The organism is Agromyces sp. NBRC 114283, assembly GCF_030268405.1.
In the GTDB taxonomy this organism is placed as follows: Bacteria; Actinomycetota; Actinomycetes; order Actinomycetales; family Microbacteriaceae; genus Agromyces; species Agromyces mediolanus.
Map to the genome: position 1 here is coordinate 1,463,015 of NZ_BSQP01000001.1, position 14,612 is coordinate 1,477,626.

The 14,612-nt window shown below is 71.3% G+C and carries 12 protein-coding genes; 8 read left to right on the forward strand and 4 right to left on the reverse strand.

Annotated features, from left to right (window positions below):
• The first annotated feature begins 109 nt into the window (after window positions 1–109).
• Together QSJ60_RS07130 and QSJ60_RS07135 are read left to right on the forward strand one after the other, a co-directional pair.
• On the forward strand, window positions 110–2,002 hold the full coding sequence (locus QSJ60_RS07130; RefSeq protein ID WP_502871380.1) for an ABC transporter ATP-binding protein: 1,893 nt from the start codon (window positions 110–112) through the stop codon (window positions 2,000–2,002).
• Window positions 1,999–3,804 (forward strand): ABC transporter ATP-binding protein, encoded by a 1,806-nt coding sequence (locus QSJ60_RS07135; RefSeq protein WP_189083784.1) that lies wholly within the window; start codon window positions 1,999–2,001, stop codon window positions 3,802–3,804. Before QSJ60_RS07130 ends, QSJ60_RS07135 begins: the two co-directional genes overlap by 4 nt.
• Before the next feature lie 88 nt (window positions 3,805–3,892).
• On the opposite strand, the gene QSJ60_RS07140 is transcribed toward QSJ60_RS07135, so the two are convergent.
• On the reverse strand, window positions 3,893–4,291 hold the full coding sequence (locus QSJ60_RS07140; RefSeq protein WP_230764852.1) for a peptidoglycan-binding domain-containing protein: 399 nt from the start codon (window positions 4,289–4,291) through the stop codon (window positions 3,893–3,895).
• 218 nt (window positions 4,292–4,509) lie between these two features.
• Between QSJ60_RS07140 and QSJ60_RS07145 the strand changes: the two genes are divergently transcribed.
• The 3 genes from QSJ60_RS07145 to QSJ60_RS07155 are packed head-to-tail and all read left to right on the forward strand — an operon-like array spanning window position 4,510 to window position 6,996.
• Entirely contained in the window at window positions 4,510–5,175 is a 666-nt protein-coding gene (locus QSJ60_RS07145; RefSeq protein WP_230764853.1) for a response regulator transcription factor, read from the forward strand.
• A gap of 10 nt (window positions 5,176–5,185) precedes the next feature.
• Window positions 5,186–6,247: a hypothetical protein gene (locus QSJ60_RS07150; RefSeq protein WP_285463139.1), complete on the forward strand. Its 1,062-nt coding sequence runs from the start codon at window positions 5,186–5,188 to the stop codon at window positions 6,245–6,247.
• Window positions 6,248–6,255: 8 nt separating this feature from the next.
• Complete coding sequence (locus tag QSJ60_RS07155) at window positions 6,256–6,996, forward strand: sensor histidine kinase (RefSeq protein ID WP_285463140.1); 741 nt, start codon at window positions 6,256–6,258, stop codon at window positions 6,994–6,996.
• Between the two features lie 219 nt (window positions 6,997–7,215).
• Here the strand turns inward: QSJ60_RS07155 and QSJ60_RS07160 are convergent, their stop codons facing one another.
• From QSJ60_RS07160 to QSJ60_RS07170, 3 genes are all read right to left on the reverse strand, one after another.
• The gene (locus QSJ60_RS07160; protein ID WP_285463141.1) at window positions 7,216–8,724 is read right to left on the reverse strand and encodes an HNH endonuclease; all 1,509 of its coding nucleotides are present in this window, start codon (window positions 8,722–8,724) and stop codon (window positions 7,216–7,218) included.
• A 94-nt stretch (window positions 8,725–8,818) separates the two neighbouring features.
• Window positions 8,819–9,214, reverse strand: coding sequence for an MGMT family protein (locus QSJ60_RS07165; protein ID WP_285463142.1), 396 nt, complete (start codon window positions 9,212–9,214; stop codon window positions 8,819–8,821).
• Window positions 9,215–9,222: 8 nt separating this feature from the next.
• The gene (locus tag QSJ60_RS07170) at window positions 9,223–9,675 is read right to left on the reverse strand and encodes a GNAT family N-acetyltransferase (RefSeq protein WP_189083790.1); all 453 of its coding nucleotides are present in this window, start codon (window positions 9,673–9,675) and stop codon (window positions 9,223–9,225) included.
• Between the two features lie 218 nt (window positions 9,676–9,893).
• Between QSJ60_RS07170 and QSJ60_RS07175 the strand changes: the two genes are divergently transcribed.
• The 3 genes from QSJ60_RS07175 (at window position 9,894) to QSJ60_RS07185 (ending at window position 14,553) form a co-directional block, all read left to right on the forward strand.
• Window positions 9,894–11,111 carry an NADP-dependent isocitrate dehydrogenase gene (locus tag QSJ60_RS07175; protein ID WP_189083791.1) on the forward strand — a complete coding sequence of 406 codons (1,218 nt, stop codon included), beginning with the start codon at window positions 9,894–9,896 and terminating at the stop codon, window positions 11,109–11,111.
• 243 nt (window positions 11,112–11,354) lie between these two features.
• Window positions 11,355–13,247 carry a heavy metal translocating P-type ATPase gene (locus tag QSJ60_RS07180; protein ID WP_230764858.1) on the forward strand — a complete coding sequence of 631 codons (1,893 nt, stop codon included), beginning with the start codon at window positions 11,355–11,357 and terminating at the stop codon, window positions 13,245–13,247.
• An 82-nt stretch (window positions 13,248–13,329) separates the two neighbouring features.
• Entirely contained in the window at window positions 13,330–14,553 is a 1,224-nt protein-coding gene (locus QSJ60_RS07185; protein ID WP_372458676.1) for an ROK family transcriptional regulator, read from the forward strand.
• Window positions 14,554–14,612 lie beyond the last annotated feature (59 nt).

Below are 14,612 nucleotides of genomic sequence, written 5' to 3' on the forward strand. Positions count from 1 at the left end.
CGGCACCGTTCGCCGTCGACGACGACGCTCCGGTCCGCCATCCGCATCTCATCGCACGCCTCCGCGTGCGCGGCCTTCGCTGCCGCACGCCGTTTCGAAAGGGCCATCCTTGACCACCCCACCCACCCATCCGCCCGGTCACGCCGCCGAGGCGCCCCGCCTCGGCGCGGTGCGCGCGCTCTGGCGCCTCCGCGAGTACGCGGGGCCCGCGCTGCCCGCCTTCGCGATGAGCATGGGCGCCGCGCTGATCGCGCAGCTCTTCGCGCTCGCGATCCCGCAGGTGATGCAGCAGATCGTCGACGGGCCGCTCGCGCAGCGCGACGCGAGCGCCGTCTGGCCGCTCGCGATCCTCGTCTTCGTGCTCGGGGCGATCGAGTCGATCCTCTACGCGCTCCGCCGCTGGCTCGTCGTCGGCCCCGGCACCAAGGTCGAGGCGCGCATGCGCGACGCCCTGTACGCGAAGCTGCAGGATCTGCCCGTCAGCTTCCACGACCGCTGGCCGAGCGGGCAGCTGCTCTCGCGCGCCGTCAGCGACCTGAGCCTCATCCGCCGGTGGTTGAGCTTCGGCCTCGTGCTGACCGGCGCGAACCTCGTCATCATCGTGGTCGGCGTCGGCATCCTGATGTCGATGAACTGGCTGCTCGGGCTCATCTTCCTCGTCTGCTCGCTGCCGCTCTGGTGGGCCGGCTACCGCTTCGAGGGGGAGTACTCGGAGAAGTCGCGCCTCAGCCAGGATCAGCAGGGCGACCTCGCGACCGCGGTCGAGGAGTCGGTGCACGGCATTCGCGTCCTCAAGGCGTTCGGCCGGGGCAAGCACGCCCTGTCGACGTTCCGGGCGCAGGCCGAGTCGCTGCGCCGCACCGAGATGGAGAAGGCGCGCCTCGACGCGAACATCTGGGTGTGGATCATGGTCGTGCCGGCCATCGCGCTCGGCGCCTGCCTCGTCGTCGGCATCTGGCTCGCGGCGAACGGGCAGCTGACGGTCGGCGAGCTCGTCGCGTTCTTCGCGACCGCGACGGTGCTCGCCTGGCCGATCGAGTCGATCGGCTTCATGCTCGCGTTCGCGCTCGACGCGCGCACCGCGACCGACCGCTTCTTCGACATCATGGACAGCGAGAACACGATCCTCGACCCGGAGGCGCCGCGCACGCTCGAGCGTCCGCGCGGCGAGCTCGCCTTCGAGGGCGTGCACTTCCGGTATCAGGATGCCCCGTCGCGGTTCCCCGACCTGCTGGACGACGTCGAGCTCGTCGTCCGGCCGGGCGAGACCATGGCGCTCGTCGGCCTCACCGGCAGCGGCAAGACCACGATGACTGCGCTCACGACCCGCCTGTACGACGTGACCGGCGGCGCCGTCACGCTCGACGGCGTCGATGTGCGTGCGTTCAGCCGCGAGGAACTGCGCCGGCACATCGCCATGGCGTTCGAGGACGCCACGCTGTTCAGCGCCTCGGTGCGTGAGAACGTGCTGCTCGGGCGTCCCGAGCTCGCCGGGGACGACCCGGCCGTGCAGGCGGAGGCGCAGCGCGTGCTCGAGGAGGCGCTGCGCATCGCGCAGGCCGGCTTCGCGTACGAGCTGCCCGATGGGCTCGAGACGAAGGTCGGCGAAGAGGGCATGAGCCTGTCCGGCGGTCAGCGTCAGCGGCTCGCGCTCGCGCGTGCGGTCGCGGCGAAGCCGGCCGTGCTCGTGCTCGACGACCCGCTGTCCGCGCTCGACGTCACCACCGAGGCGAAGGTCGAGGAGGAGCTGCGCAGCGTGCTCGCCGACACCACCGCGCTCATCGTCGCGCACCGCCCCTCGACGGTCATGATGGCCGACCGGGTGGCGCTGCTCGAGGCCGGACGGATCACCGCCGTCGGCACCCACTCCGAGCTGCTGCGGGAGTCGGAGCACTACCGCTTCGTCATCTCCAGCCTCGAAGAGGAGGAGCGGGCCGGCAGCGACCCGGTCGACACCATGCGAGAAGAACCCGAGACCGATCGAGAGGAGGTCGCCCGATGAGCGTCACTGGCGTTCAGGGAGAAGAGCGCGAGCACTACACGCGCGCCGAGTCACGGCAGATCCGCCGGCGGTCCATGCGGCTGCTCGGCTCGTTGCTGCACCCGCTGCGGCCCACCCTGTGGCTCACCGTCATCGCGGTGATGCTCTCGTCCGCCGCGCAGGTGGCGGGCCCGGCGATCATCGCCTACGGCATCGACACCGGCATCCCGGCCCTGATCGGGCAGAACTGGTGGCCGGCGGCGCTCTCGGGCGCCGCGTACGTCGTGACCGGCCTCGTCGGGGCGTTCCTCATCGCCGTGTACATCCGCCTCTCGGCGCGGATCAGCCAGGCCGTGCTCATCGACCTGCGCACGCGGGTGTTCCTGCACACGCAGAAGCTCTCGCTCGAGTTCCACGAGTCGTACACCTCGGGCCGGATCATCTCGCGCCAGACGAGCGACCTCGACGCCATCCGCGAGCTCATGGACGAGGGGCTCACGCTGCTCGTGCGCGGGCTCATGTACATGGTGTTCACCGCGGTCATGCTCATCATCCTCGACTGGCCGTCGGGCGTGGTGCTGCTCATCGCGCTCGTGCCGCTCGGCATCCTGACGCGGTGGTTCCAGCTGCGCTCGCAGCAGCTGTTCCGCCGCTCGCGCGTCGCCTCGGCACGGCTCATCGTGCAGTTCGTGGAGACCATGACCGGCATCCGCGCGGTGCAGGCGTTCCGCAAGGAGCGCCGCAACGAGCGGGAGTTCGGCGCGCTCGTCGAGGACTACCGGGACGTCAACGCGAAGGTGCTCGGCCTGTTCGCGGTGTTCAACCCGGGGCTCGCGCTCATCGGCAACACGGCGGTGGCCGCCACGATCGTGCTCGGCGGCTTCCGCGTCGTCGACGGCTCCCTGCAGGTCGGCGTGCTGCTCGCGGCCGTGCTGTACACGAAGCGCTTCTTCGACCCCATGGAAGACCTCGCGATGTTCTACAACGGGTACCAGTCCGCCGCGAGCGCGCTCGAGAAGATCTCGGGCGTGCTCGAGGAGGAGCCGAGCGTCCCCGACCCCGAGCGACCGGTCGACCTGTGGAACGCGAACGGCCGCGTGCGCTTCGACGGCGTCGAGTTCGCCTACACGAAGGACCGGGTCGTGCTGCCACGCTTCGACCTCGACATCCCCGCCGGGCAGACGATCGCGCTCGTCGGCTCCACGGGGGCCGGCAAATCGACGCTCGCGAAGCTGATCGCCCGGTTTTACGACCCGAGCGACGGCGCGGTCACGCTCGACGAGCTCGACCTGCGCACCCTGCACCCCAAGGACCTGCGCCGCGCGATCGTCATGGTCACGCAGGAGGCGTACCTGTTCTCGGGTTCCGTCGCGGACAACATCGCGCTCGGCAAGCCGGACGCCTCGTTCGACGAGGTGGTCGCGGCGGCGAAGGCCGTGGGGGCGCACGAGTTCATCGAGGGGCTGCCGAACGGCTACGACACCGACGTGAACAAGCGCGGCGGCCGGGTGAGCGCGGGGCAGCGGCAGCTGATCTCGTTCGCGCGGGCATTCCTGGCGAATCCGGCGGTGCTGATCCTCGACGAGGCGACGAGCTCGCTCGACATCCCGAGCGAGCGGCTCGTGCAGGAGGGACTCACGAAGTTGCTCGCCGACCGGACGGCGATCATCATCGCCCACCGGCTGTCGACGGTCGCGATCGCCGACCGGGTGCTCGTGATGGAGCACGGGCGGATCGTCGAAGACGGCTCGCCCGCGGAGCTGATCGGCGGCGACGGCCGGTTCGCCGCGCTGCATGCGGCGTGGCGCGACTCGCTCGTGTGAGCGGGCGCTGAACAGCGGAAGGCGGGTGACCCGATGGGGTCACCCGCCTTCTTGCGTTCGTGCGTGCTTGCGTTCGTGCGGTGCCGGGCTAGATGCTGCAGCCCGCCGCGCGGGCCGCGGCGTATGGGAAGCCGGGGATGGGGCCCGGGCCCTTCTGCGGGTAGCAGATGATGTTCCAGGTGCGCGGTCCGACGATGCCGTCGGCGGTGAGGCGGAAGATCGACTGCACCCGGATGACGGCGGACCGCGTCTTCGGCCCGAAGTTGTTGTCGACCGCGAGTCCGGCGCCCGTGTGGTAATTGACGAGCTGCTGGATGTAGCCGATGCAGCTCGAGTAGCCGCCCTGGGAGTAGTTGTAGTCGACGCATCGGCCCGCCGCCTCGGCCGGCTCGGCGCCGGTGCCGACTGCGCCGATCGTGCCGGTGGCGGCGAGCGCGAGCGCGGAGAGGGCGAGGGCGAGCTTGTGTCGCCGGGTGCGAAGTTTCACGGTGATCTCCTGTCGGTACGGAAACGGTCGAGCGTGGCGATCGTACGTACGGCCGTCCGCCGGTGTCGATGGGCAGCGGTGCCCATCGTTCTCGTGCGGAGATCCGCATCAGGCACCCCCGGATTGGGACCTGCCCTGCCGTTTCCAGCGCGATACAGTGAGCGGGGCGGTGTGTGCGCCCGCGGCCGCGCGCCCGAGCGCCGTCGAACGGAGGAGCAATGGGCGATTCGACCACGCCCCTGCGAGTCGTCATCGCGGACGACGCGATGCTGCTCCGCGAGGGAATCCAGAAGGTGCTGGAGGACGCGGACATCGAGGTCGTCGCCTCCGTCGGGACCGCCGACGAACTCCTCGGAGTGCTCGACGAGACTCCCGTCGATGCCGCCGTCCTCGATATCCGCATGCCGCCCGGACACAGTGACGAGGGCGTCGTCGCGCTCGAACGGATCCGCGCCGGCGGCTCGACGATCGGCGTACTGCTGCTTTCCATGTACGCGACCCCGGAGTACGCGCTGCGCGTCATGGGGGCGGGGAGCGGCACCGGCTATCTGCTGAAAGAGCGGGTCGCCCAGCCGCAGACGCTCGTGCGCGCCGTCGAGACGGTCGCTTCGGGTGGCTCCGTCGTCGACCCGGAGGTCGTCGAGCAGCTCGTCGGTCGGAGTCGAGTCGATGACCCGATCTCACGACTGACCGAACGTGAGCGCTCGGTGCTCGAGCTGATGGCGCAGGGGTACTCGAACGGCGGCATCGCGCAGTCCCTGTTCCTCGGGCTCAAGACCGTCGAAACGCACGTGCGCAGCATCCTGCAGAAGCTGGGGCTCGAGGAATCGCGCGACCATCATCGTCGCGTGCTCGCCGTCCTCGCGCTCCTCGGCGAGCGGTGACCGCGAGGTGATGGCTCCGGGCCGGAACGGCCGGATCGTCCGGCGGGGCATCACCCTCGCCCTCGCGGTCGGCCTGAGTCTGGCGATGGCGATCTCCGGATACTGGTCGACGCCGGCCGAGGCGCGCCCGGAGACCTCGTACGCGACCCTGCACGCGCTCGTCCCCCTCGTCTTCGCCGCGTGCGCCGGCGTGGCGTGGGCGATCAGCGAGAGCCGATGGCCTGCCCGCTTGATGGTCGCGTTCGTCGTGCTCTGGATTCCGCAATCGATCTACGCGGTGATCGGCGGCGTCGGATGGCTCTGGCCGATCGTGCGCGGACTCGACCTCGGGTGGGCGGTCGTCACCGGCATCATCGTGCTCATCTACCCCCGCGGAGTGCTGCGCGAACGATTCGATCGGTGGGTGGTCGGCATCGCGGCCGTCGCGTCTGCGGTGAATCTCCTCGCGGTGCTCCTGCTCGCCGCACCGGGCGACGGGGTCTGCGCGTGCAGCGCACCGAACCCGTACCGCCTGGCCGCGCTCCCGGAACTCTTCGCTGCGATCGACGTCGGCTACCGCATCATCGGCGTCGGCCTGGCGCTGGCCATCGCGGTGCGTCTGCTCTTCCGGTGGATGCGGGGCAGTGTCCCCGCCCGGACGGTCGCCTTCCTGATGCCGCTCGCGCTTCTCGCGTGGGCGACGACCCTCACCGCCCAAGCGGTCAGCTACGCTGCCGAGGCTCGGAGCGACCAGATGCTCGCGACGATTTCGCTGATCGCGATCGCGTCCATCCCCGTGAGCTTCGTCGCGGGCGTCTCGCACGCCCGGAACATGCGGGCCCGGGTCGCCGACCTGATGCGGATCACCCGCGAGGGCGCCGACCGGGGGCTCTGGGCGGAATCGCTCGCCCGAACGCTGCGGGATGCGTCGGTGCGGGTGTACTGGTGGGACGAGGAACGCGGCGTCTACGCCGACGCCTCGGGTACGCCGATCCCCGAAGGCGACGCCGACCCCGGGGGAGCCAGAGCGTCCTCCCGGTCGCCTCGCCCCTCGGTGTACCGATCGCGCTCATTCGACACGACCGCGTGCTGACGGACAACATGCGCTTGCTCGACGGGGTCTCGAGCGCGCTGAGGCTCTCCGTGGACAACGGCCGGCTTCGTTCGGAGATCGAGCGGACGCTCGCTCATGTGCGGGAGTCCCGTCAGCGCATCGTCGAGGCCGGCGACGCAGCCCGGCGGCGCATCGAGCGCGATCTGCACGACGGGGCCCAGCAGCAGCTCGTCTCGCTCGCCATGCGGCTCCGGCGGACGTCCGACCAGGCGAGGGACCGCGGCATGCCGGCCATCGCCGACGAGGTCGATGCCGAGATCCTGCTCTTGAACGCCGCGCTGAAGGAGCTTCGAGAGCTCGCCCAGGGTCTCCACCCGAGCCTGCTCGCCCAAGGCGGCCTGTCGCTGGCATTGCCCGAGCTCGCCGGACGGTGCTCGGTGCCGACTGAGGTGCGGGTCGACGTCGCCGGCAGGCTGCCGGAGCTCGTCGAAGCGACGGCCTACTTCGTCGTGGCCGAGGCGCTCGCGAACGTCGACAAGCACGCCGGGGCGACGCGTGTGTGGATCGATGCGAGTTCGGACGGCGGCGAGCTTCGGCTGACCGTCCGGGACAACGGCGCGGGAGGCGCTCGGCTCGATGCCGGAACCGGCATCGTCGGAGTCCTCGATCGCGTCGAGGCGGTTGGCGGGACGCTCGAGCTCGTCAGCGAGTCAGGGCACGGGACGACGATCACTGTCCGCCTACCGCTCGTCGACGGTGTCGATGGAGCGCCGCCCACGCTGGGCTGAGAGCGGCGCGGGCTGAGAGCGGCGCGCGCCGAGAGCGGCGCGGGCTGAGACCGGCGCCGGCGCTGAGACTGGCGTTGGCGTTGGCGTTGGCGTTGGCGTTGGTGTTGGTGTTGGGCGCTGGCACTGCACCGGCACGGCACGGCGGCGCGGCACAGCATGGCATGGCACGGCAAGGATCCCACTGGACGCCACCCGCGTTGGACCTGTTCTGGTTCAGGCTCAGCTCGGGGCGAAGGGATCCAGCACATCTGCTGGAGTCTTCGAGGGCATCGCACGGGGGCGTTGCTCGGGGTCGACCCGAGCCGGCGGGATCAGCCAGTACTCGGTGCCCTCGCGCCGGACTTCCCAGCCTTCGTTGTGATAGCGGAGGTGGTCCCGCCGGCACAGCAGGATGCCGTCCGCGAGATCGGTGCGGCCGTCGTCGCGACGCCAGTGGTCGATATGGTGCGCCTCGGTCCAGGAGGGCGGACGATCGCATTCGGGGTCGCGGCATCCGCCGTCTCGCACCGCCATCGCGGCCTTCTGCGCCTCGCTGAACAGGCGTTCGTCTCGTCCGAGGTCGAGCACCGCGCCGCCGTCGAAGCGGACCGGGAGGTAGCCCTCGCAGAGACCGGCGACGGTCGTCGCGAGCGGCACGCGGTCGCTGTGCCCCTCCAGGGCGCCGCTGCCCCTGCCGCGTTCGAGTGATGCGGCGTTCACGACCAGGTGCACCGCGGGTCGGCGGTCACCGAGGACGCGGTGCGGGTTCACCGAGGCACCGGCTCGGAGCAGCTGCGCGAACCCTTCGGCGGCGTTGCGCTCGCGGCTCTTGCGCGCCTCGGCGTACGCGCGCTCGCCGTGGACCGGATGACCGAACGTGCGCCGGACGCCCCGATCGAGGCGACGTGGATGGCTCAGCCGGTCGAAGAGCGCCTTGACCTCGGCCCCCGCGACCGGCTCCAGCTCGAACTCGCCGTGGTACATGCCCGATTCGGTCTGCCACATGCGCCAGAACTGCGCACGCCGCTGGCCCTCCGCGCGTCGTTCGACGCCGACGGGGTCGAGTCGGTCGCGCAGCGAGCGGGCTGCTCGTCTCGCCTGTTCCGGAGAGCGGGTGCGGCAGGTGGCGATGAGCTCGGGGAGTGCCCGGGCGATGAGGACGGAGAGCGCTTCGGCACCCGGCTCGCCATCGGCAGGGGAGGGATCGTCGAGCTCCTCGATCGGACCGATGCCCCAACGGAGCGCGTCGGCGACGGCGACGGTCAGCTCGCCGCGCGCGACCGCGAGTCCGATGGCCGCATGCCAGGGAGCCTCGACGGGCATGGCGGTGGCAGCACGCGCGCCACTCCCGTCGAGCACGGCCCCGCTCGTCTCATCTGCGTCGGCGTCGCCGTCGGGTCGGCCGGGGCCTGCCGAGGCAGCGGCCGCAGCCTCGGCGGCGATGCGCCCCACTTCGAGCAGCGCCTCCGCCTCGCGCCTCGTGGCTCCGGTGACGTGCTGCACAAGGGCCGTCGTCGTCGCGTGGCCGTCGCGGCGGGCGAGTCCCTGCGCACCGAACACGGTTCGCGAGCGCCGCGCCGCCTCGGCCGCGGCGAGGGCTTGCAGCCGCTCGATCTCCTGACGGAGTTCGCTGAGCGCGCGAAGGCTCTCGAGCAGCTCGCGGTCGGAGCGATCGGCCGGGTGCCAGGAGCGGGCCGCTGTGCGCACGGCTTCGCCGAGTTCGGCGAAGGGCGGGAATGCGGCGGACATGGGTCCATGCTGCGTCGAGATGGCGCGGTCTCGGGACGGGGCGCCCCGGACGGTGGAGGAAGACGGACGGGTGCGGCGTGTGGAGGACGGCCGCTCAGCCGCGCCAGCGGCACGCAGCGAGGTCGACGCGGTAGCCGTCCTCGGAATCGACGGCGATCAGTGGTGTGCCCTCGCGCTCGTAGTGCGCACGGGCCTCCGCTCCGTGCCCGCTCGGCGGGTGCCCGCCGGCGCGGATGACCCGCCACCACGGCACGGTGCCGCCCGAGAGTGCCATGACGCGCCCGACCGCGCGAGCCCCGCGGGTGCCGAGGACGGCGGCGACATCGCCGTAGGTCGCGACGCAGCCGGAGGGGATATCGGCGACGACGGCGAGCACGGCGTCCGCGAAGCTGCCGAACGGCTCGCCGGAACCAGCACTCGCCGCACCGGCGCCCGCTGCGCGAGAACTCAGCGCGGGAGCGCCGTCCGAGCCGGTGCCCGTGCGAAGCATCCGCCCGCTCAGAGCTCGAGCGCCCCGATGATGTCGCCGTACGCGGTCTCGCCGATGTCGGTGAACCCGACCCGGTGGAAGAACGCTTCGGGGCCTTCGTCGCCGGGCTCCCAGAGCACGGTGATGCGGTCGAAGCCGCGCCGCTTGGCCTCTTCGGCGAGGGCGGTCGCGAGGAAGCGGCCGACGCCCTGGCCCTGCACCTCGGCGTCCACGTTGATGCGCCAGATGCAGGCGCGGAACTCCTCGTGCACGTTCTCGGGGTCGAAGTTGCCGTGGATGAACCCGACGACCCGGTCGTCGAGGAGCGCGACCCGCTGCCACGCGGTCTCGGGGTTCACGACGGAGGCCTCGGCGGAGTAGGTGACGGGGGCGATGAACTGCTCCTGCCCGGGCTTCAGCGACAGCGTGTTCGCCGCGACGATGTTCGAGGCGGACAGGTCTTCAAGTCTCAGCGCACCCATGCGAACAGGCTAACGGCTCGCGGCCCGTGCCGGTATCCGCCTCTGGTCCCATCCGCAGCGCCCCCGTCGTTCCGCGGAACGACGGGGGAGGGTCTCTCGATGTCGAGATATTCGCGCGACACGGTAAACTGTCCGGCGGTGCGAACTCTCGCGCCCCGCCGGTTCTCGAGCCCGCACGACGGGCCCGCTTCCCCGCCCGCATTCAAGGAGACATCCCTTTGTCGAAGATCAAGGTTGAAGGCACCGTCGTCGAACTCGACGGCGACGAGATGACGCGCATCATCTGGCAGGCCATCAAAGACCAGCTCATCCACCCCTACCTCGACGTGAACCTCGAGTACTACGACCTCTCGATCCAGAAGCGCGACGAGACCGACGACCAGATCACGATCGACGCCGCGAACGCCATCAAGAAGCACGGCGTCGGCGTCAAGTGCGCCACCATCACCCCCGACGAGGCCCGCGTCGAGGAGTTCGGCCTGAAGAAGATGTGGCGGTCGCCGAACGGCACGATCCGCAACATCCTCGGCGGCGTCATCTTCCGCGAGCCGATCATCATCTCGAACATCCCGCGCCTCGTGCCGGGCTGGAACAAGCCGATCATCGTCGGCCGCCATGCCTTCGGCGACCAGTACCGCGCCACGGACTTCAAGTTCGAGGGCGAGGGCACGCTCACGATGACCTTCACCCCGAAGGACGGCTCGGAGCCGCAGTCGTTCGAGGTGTTCCAGGCCCCGGGCGCGGGCGTCGCGATGGGCATGTACAACCTCGACGACTCGATCCGCGACTTCGCGCGCGCCTCGCTGAACTACGGCCTCTCGCGCAACTACCCGGTGTACCTCTCGACGAAGAACACGATCCTGAAGGCGTACGACGGCCGGTTCAAGGACCTGTTCCAGGAGGTCTTCGACACCGAGTTCAAGGACGCGTTCGACGCGGCCGGCCTCACCTACGAGCACCGCCTCATCGACGACATGGTCGCCTCCTCGCTGAAGTGGGAGGGCGGTTACGTCTGGGCGTGCAAGAACTACGACGGCGACGTGCAGTCCGACACGGTCGCGCAGGGCTTCGGCTCGCTCGGCCTCATGACGAGCGTGCTCACCACGCCCGACGGCAAGATCGTCGAGGCTGAGGCGGCGCACGGCACGGTCACGCGCCACTACCGCCAGCACCAGCAGGGCAAGCCGACCTCGACGAACCCGATCGCCTCGATCTACGCCTGGACGCGCGGCCTCGCGCACCGCGGCAAGCTCGACGGTAACCAGGAGCTCATCGACTTCTCGAACACCCTCGAGGACGTCGTCGTGAAGACGGTCGAGTCGGGTGCCATGACGAAGGACCTCGCGCTCCTCGTCGGCCCGGAGCAGGAGTACCTGACGACCGAGGGCTTCCTCGACGCGATCGACGCGAACCTGAAGGCGCGCCTCGCGGCCTGATGACGCGGGCCGCGATGCGGCCGACCACGTAGGGCGGATGCTTCGGCATCCGCCCTTCGTCGTGCCGGGAGGAGGCGAGCCGGCGGACGAGGCAGCGGACGAGGCGGGCGGACGAGGAGGGCGACCGAGCGACCCGGTGGGCGGATGCCTCGTGCAGCCACGCGGATGCCCGGCGCGGAGGCCGCCGGCGTCGTAGGCTGGGCCCGTGACCGGCGCGGGGGAGCCGGCGGGAGGAGCGGGCTCGTGACACGGATCCTGCACGTCGCCAGGCGCTACTGGGCGGTCACGCTGACGGTGATCGTCGGGCTCGCGGGGCTCGTCCTGTGGGCGGCCGGCGCGGGGGCGGCGGTGCCGTGGCTGTTCAGCGTCTACGCGCTCGCGATCGCGGCCTGGCAGGGCGTCGGCATGGTGCGCGATCTGCTCCGCGGTCACTGGGGCCTCGACGTCCTCGCGATCACGGCGATCGTCGCGACGGTGCTGGTCGGCGAGTACATCGCGGCCGTGGTCGTCGTGCTCATGCTGACCGGCGGCGAAGCGCTCGAGGACTACGCGAACCGTCGGGCGAAGCGCGAGCTCGACGCCCTGCTCACCCGTGCCCCGCAGCAGGCGCACGTGCGCCGTGACGGCGAGATCGTCGATGTGCCCGCCGACGCCGTGCGGCCGGGCGAAGTGCTGCTCATCCGTCCCTCCGAGCTCGTCCCGGTCGACGCAGTGCTGCTCTCGCCGGAGACGACGATGGACGAGTCGCAGATCACCGGCGAGAGCGTGCCGGCCGAGAAGCGCTCGGGCGACGCGGTCCTGAGCGGTTCGGTGAACGGCAGCTCCGCCGTCGAGGTGCGGGCCACCGCGACCGCGGCCGACAGCCAGTACCAGCAGATCGTCGCGCTCGTCGCGGAGGCGTCCGAGTCGAAGGCGCCGGTGGTGCGCCTCGCCGACCGCTACGCCGTGCCCTTCACGGTCTTCTCGCTCGCGCTCGGCGGCATCGCCTGGTGGGCGTCGGGCGATCCGGTGCGCTTCGCCGAGGTGCTCGTGCTGGCGACCCCCTGTCCGCTGCTCATCGCGGCGCCGGTCGCGTTCCTGGGCGGGATGAGCCGGGCCGCGAAGAACGGGCTCATCGTGAAGTCCGGCGGCGTGCTCGAGCTGCTGGCGAGGGTGCGCACGGCGGTCTTCGACAAGACGGGCACCCTGACGAGCGGTGAACCCGAGCTCGCGGAGATCCGTCCGGAACCGGGTTTCGACGAGCGCGAGCTGCTGCGCCTCGTCGCGAGCGCCGAGCAGTACTCCTCGCATGTGCTGGCCGCCGCCATGCTCCGGGCGGCCGCGGCTCGGGGGCTCGTGCTCGCCGAGGCGGATCGCGCGGGCGAGACGGCCACGAACGGCGTCGTCGCCACCATCGAGGGCCGCGAGGTCGTGGTGGGCAAGTTCCGCTTCGTCGCCGAGCACGCGCCGGAAGCCCATCGGACCGAGATCGCCGCCGGCCAGCTCGCCGTCTACGTCGCGGTCGGCGGCCGGTACGCGGGCGCGGTACTCGCCGCGGACCACGTGCGCCCGGATGCCGCGGCCACCCTCGCCGAGCTGCGCCGCCTCGGCGTCGAGGAGACCATGATGCTGACGGGCGACGCGGAGGCCACCGCCCGGCACATCGCGGAGGAGCTCGGCATCACCCGTGTGCACGCGGAGTGCCTGCCCGGTGACAAGGTGCGCGATGTGCAGGCCGTCGAGCGTCGCCCGGTGATGATGGTCGGCGACGGCGTGAACGACGCCCCGGTGCTCGCGGCGGCGGATGTCGGTGTCGCGATGGGGGCGAAGGGCACGACGGCGGCGAGCGAGTCGGCGAATGTGGTCGTGCTCGTCGACGAGATCTCGCGGGTGGCTCGCGCGGTGCGGATCGGGCAGGACACGGTGCGGATCGCGCTGCAGAGCATCTGGCTCGGCATCCTCGTGAGCGTCGGGCTGATGCTCGTCGCGGCGTTCGGCGTCATCCCGGCGACCCTCGGTGCGGTGCTGCAGGAGGTCGTGGACCTCGTCGCGATCCTCGCCGCGCTGCGGGCGATCGGCGGGCGCCTGGACCGTGCGAAGGTCGCGCCGGGCGAACCGCGCGCGGCTGCGGCGGCGTCCGAGCCGGAGCTTCGCTGAGGCGGATCACAACTCGGTAACGAGGGGCTCGCATCGGGAATTCCTCTTGCGCGAAGTTTGTTCGTAAGCTTTACTAACTTTCGTGACTGCTACGGAAGCACCTCGTGGAACGGCGCAGGCGGAGCTCGCGGGCCCCGCCACCGCCGCCGGTCCCGGCGCGCTCGCCGGGCTCTCGAGCCGGAGCCGCGCACTTCGCCCCTCGGGCAAGGTGCTCCCCGAGCACGCGCGCAGCCACAACCGGGCGCTCGTGCTGCAGACCCTTTACACGACCGGCGCGCAGAGCCGTGCCGACCTCGCCCGCGGAACCGGGCTCACCCGGGTCACGGTCTCCGACCTCGTGGCCGAGCTGATGGCCGAGGGCCTCGTGGTCGAACTCGGCCAGCGTGAGGACGCCCGGCCGGGCAAGCCCGCGACCCTCCTCGACGTCGCCCGCGGAGCCTTCCGCATCGTCGGCATCGACGTCTCCGGCCACCGCGTCGTCCGCGGAGCCGTGCTCGACCTCTCCGGCACGATCCTCGAGCGCGCAGAGTCGCCGCTCGGCGGGGCGACGGGGGAGCGGGCCTTCGAACTCGTCGCGGAGCTCGCCGCCCGCCTCGTCGGGCTCGCGACCGCGCCCGTGCTCGGCGTCGGCATCGGCACCCCCGGTGTCGTCGACCCGCGCGGCACCGTCCGCTCGGCCCCCAACCTCGGCTGGGCCGACCTGCCGCTCCAGGCGCGGCTCTCGGCCCGCCTCGGCCTGCCGGTGCACGCCACCAACGACGCCAACGCCGCGGTGCTCGCCGAGCACGGCGCGGCCGAGGCCGACGACCTCATGCTCGTGAAGATCGGCCACGGTGTGGGTTCCGGCCTCATCGTCGGCGGCCGCCTCGTCACCGGATCGGGCTTCGCCTCCGGTGAGATCGGCCACGTCGTCGTCGGCACCGACGGCGGCCCTCGCTGCGTCTGCGGCCGCGACGGCTGCCTCGAGGCCTGGTTGTCCGTGCCGCGCCTCACCGGACAGCTCGAGGCCCTCGGCGCCGACGCCGACGAGGCGGCCCGCGCCGAAGTCCTCGCCGAAGCCGGCCGCCGGCTCGGCATCGTCCTCGCGCCCGTCGTGGGCGCCCTCGACCTGCCGGAGATCGTGCTCAGCGGTCCGGCTCACCTGCTCGACGGCCCGCTCATCGACGCGGCCCTCGAAACGCTCCGGAAGCGGACGATGGCGGAACAGACCCGCGATCTGAGGCTCCGGATGACCGCGCACGGGCAGGACATCGTCCTGCACGGCACGGCCGTCATGGTCCTGTCCGGAGAACTCGGGGTCTCGTAGACGAGCCCTCGCACTGAGAGAACAGCGTCCTGCTGCTCCTTCACCCCCAGAAAGGAAAC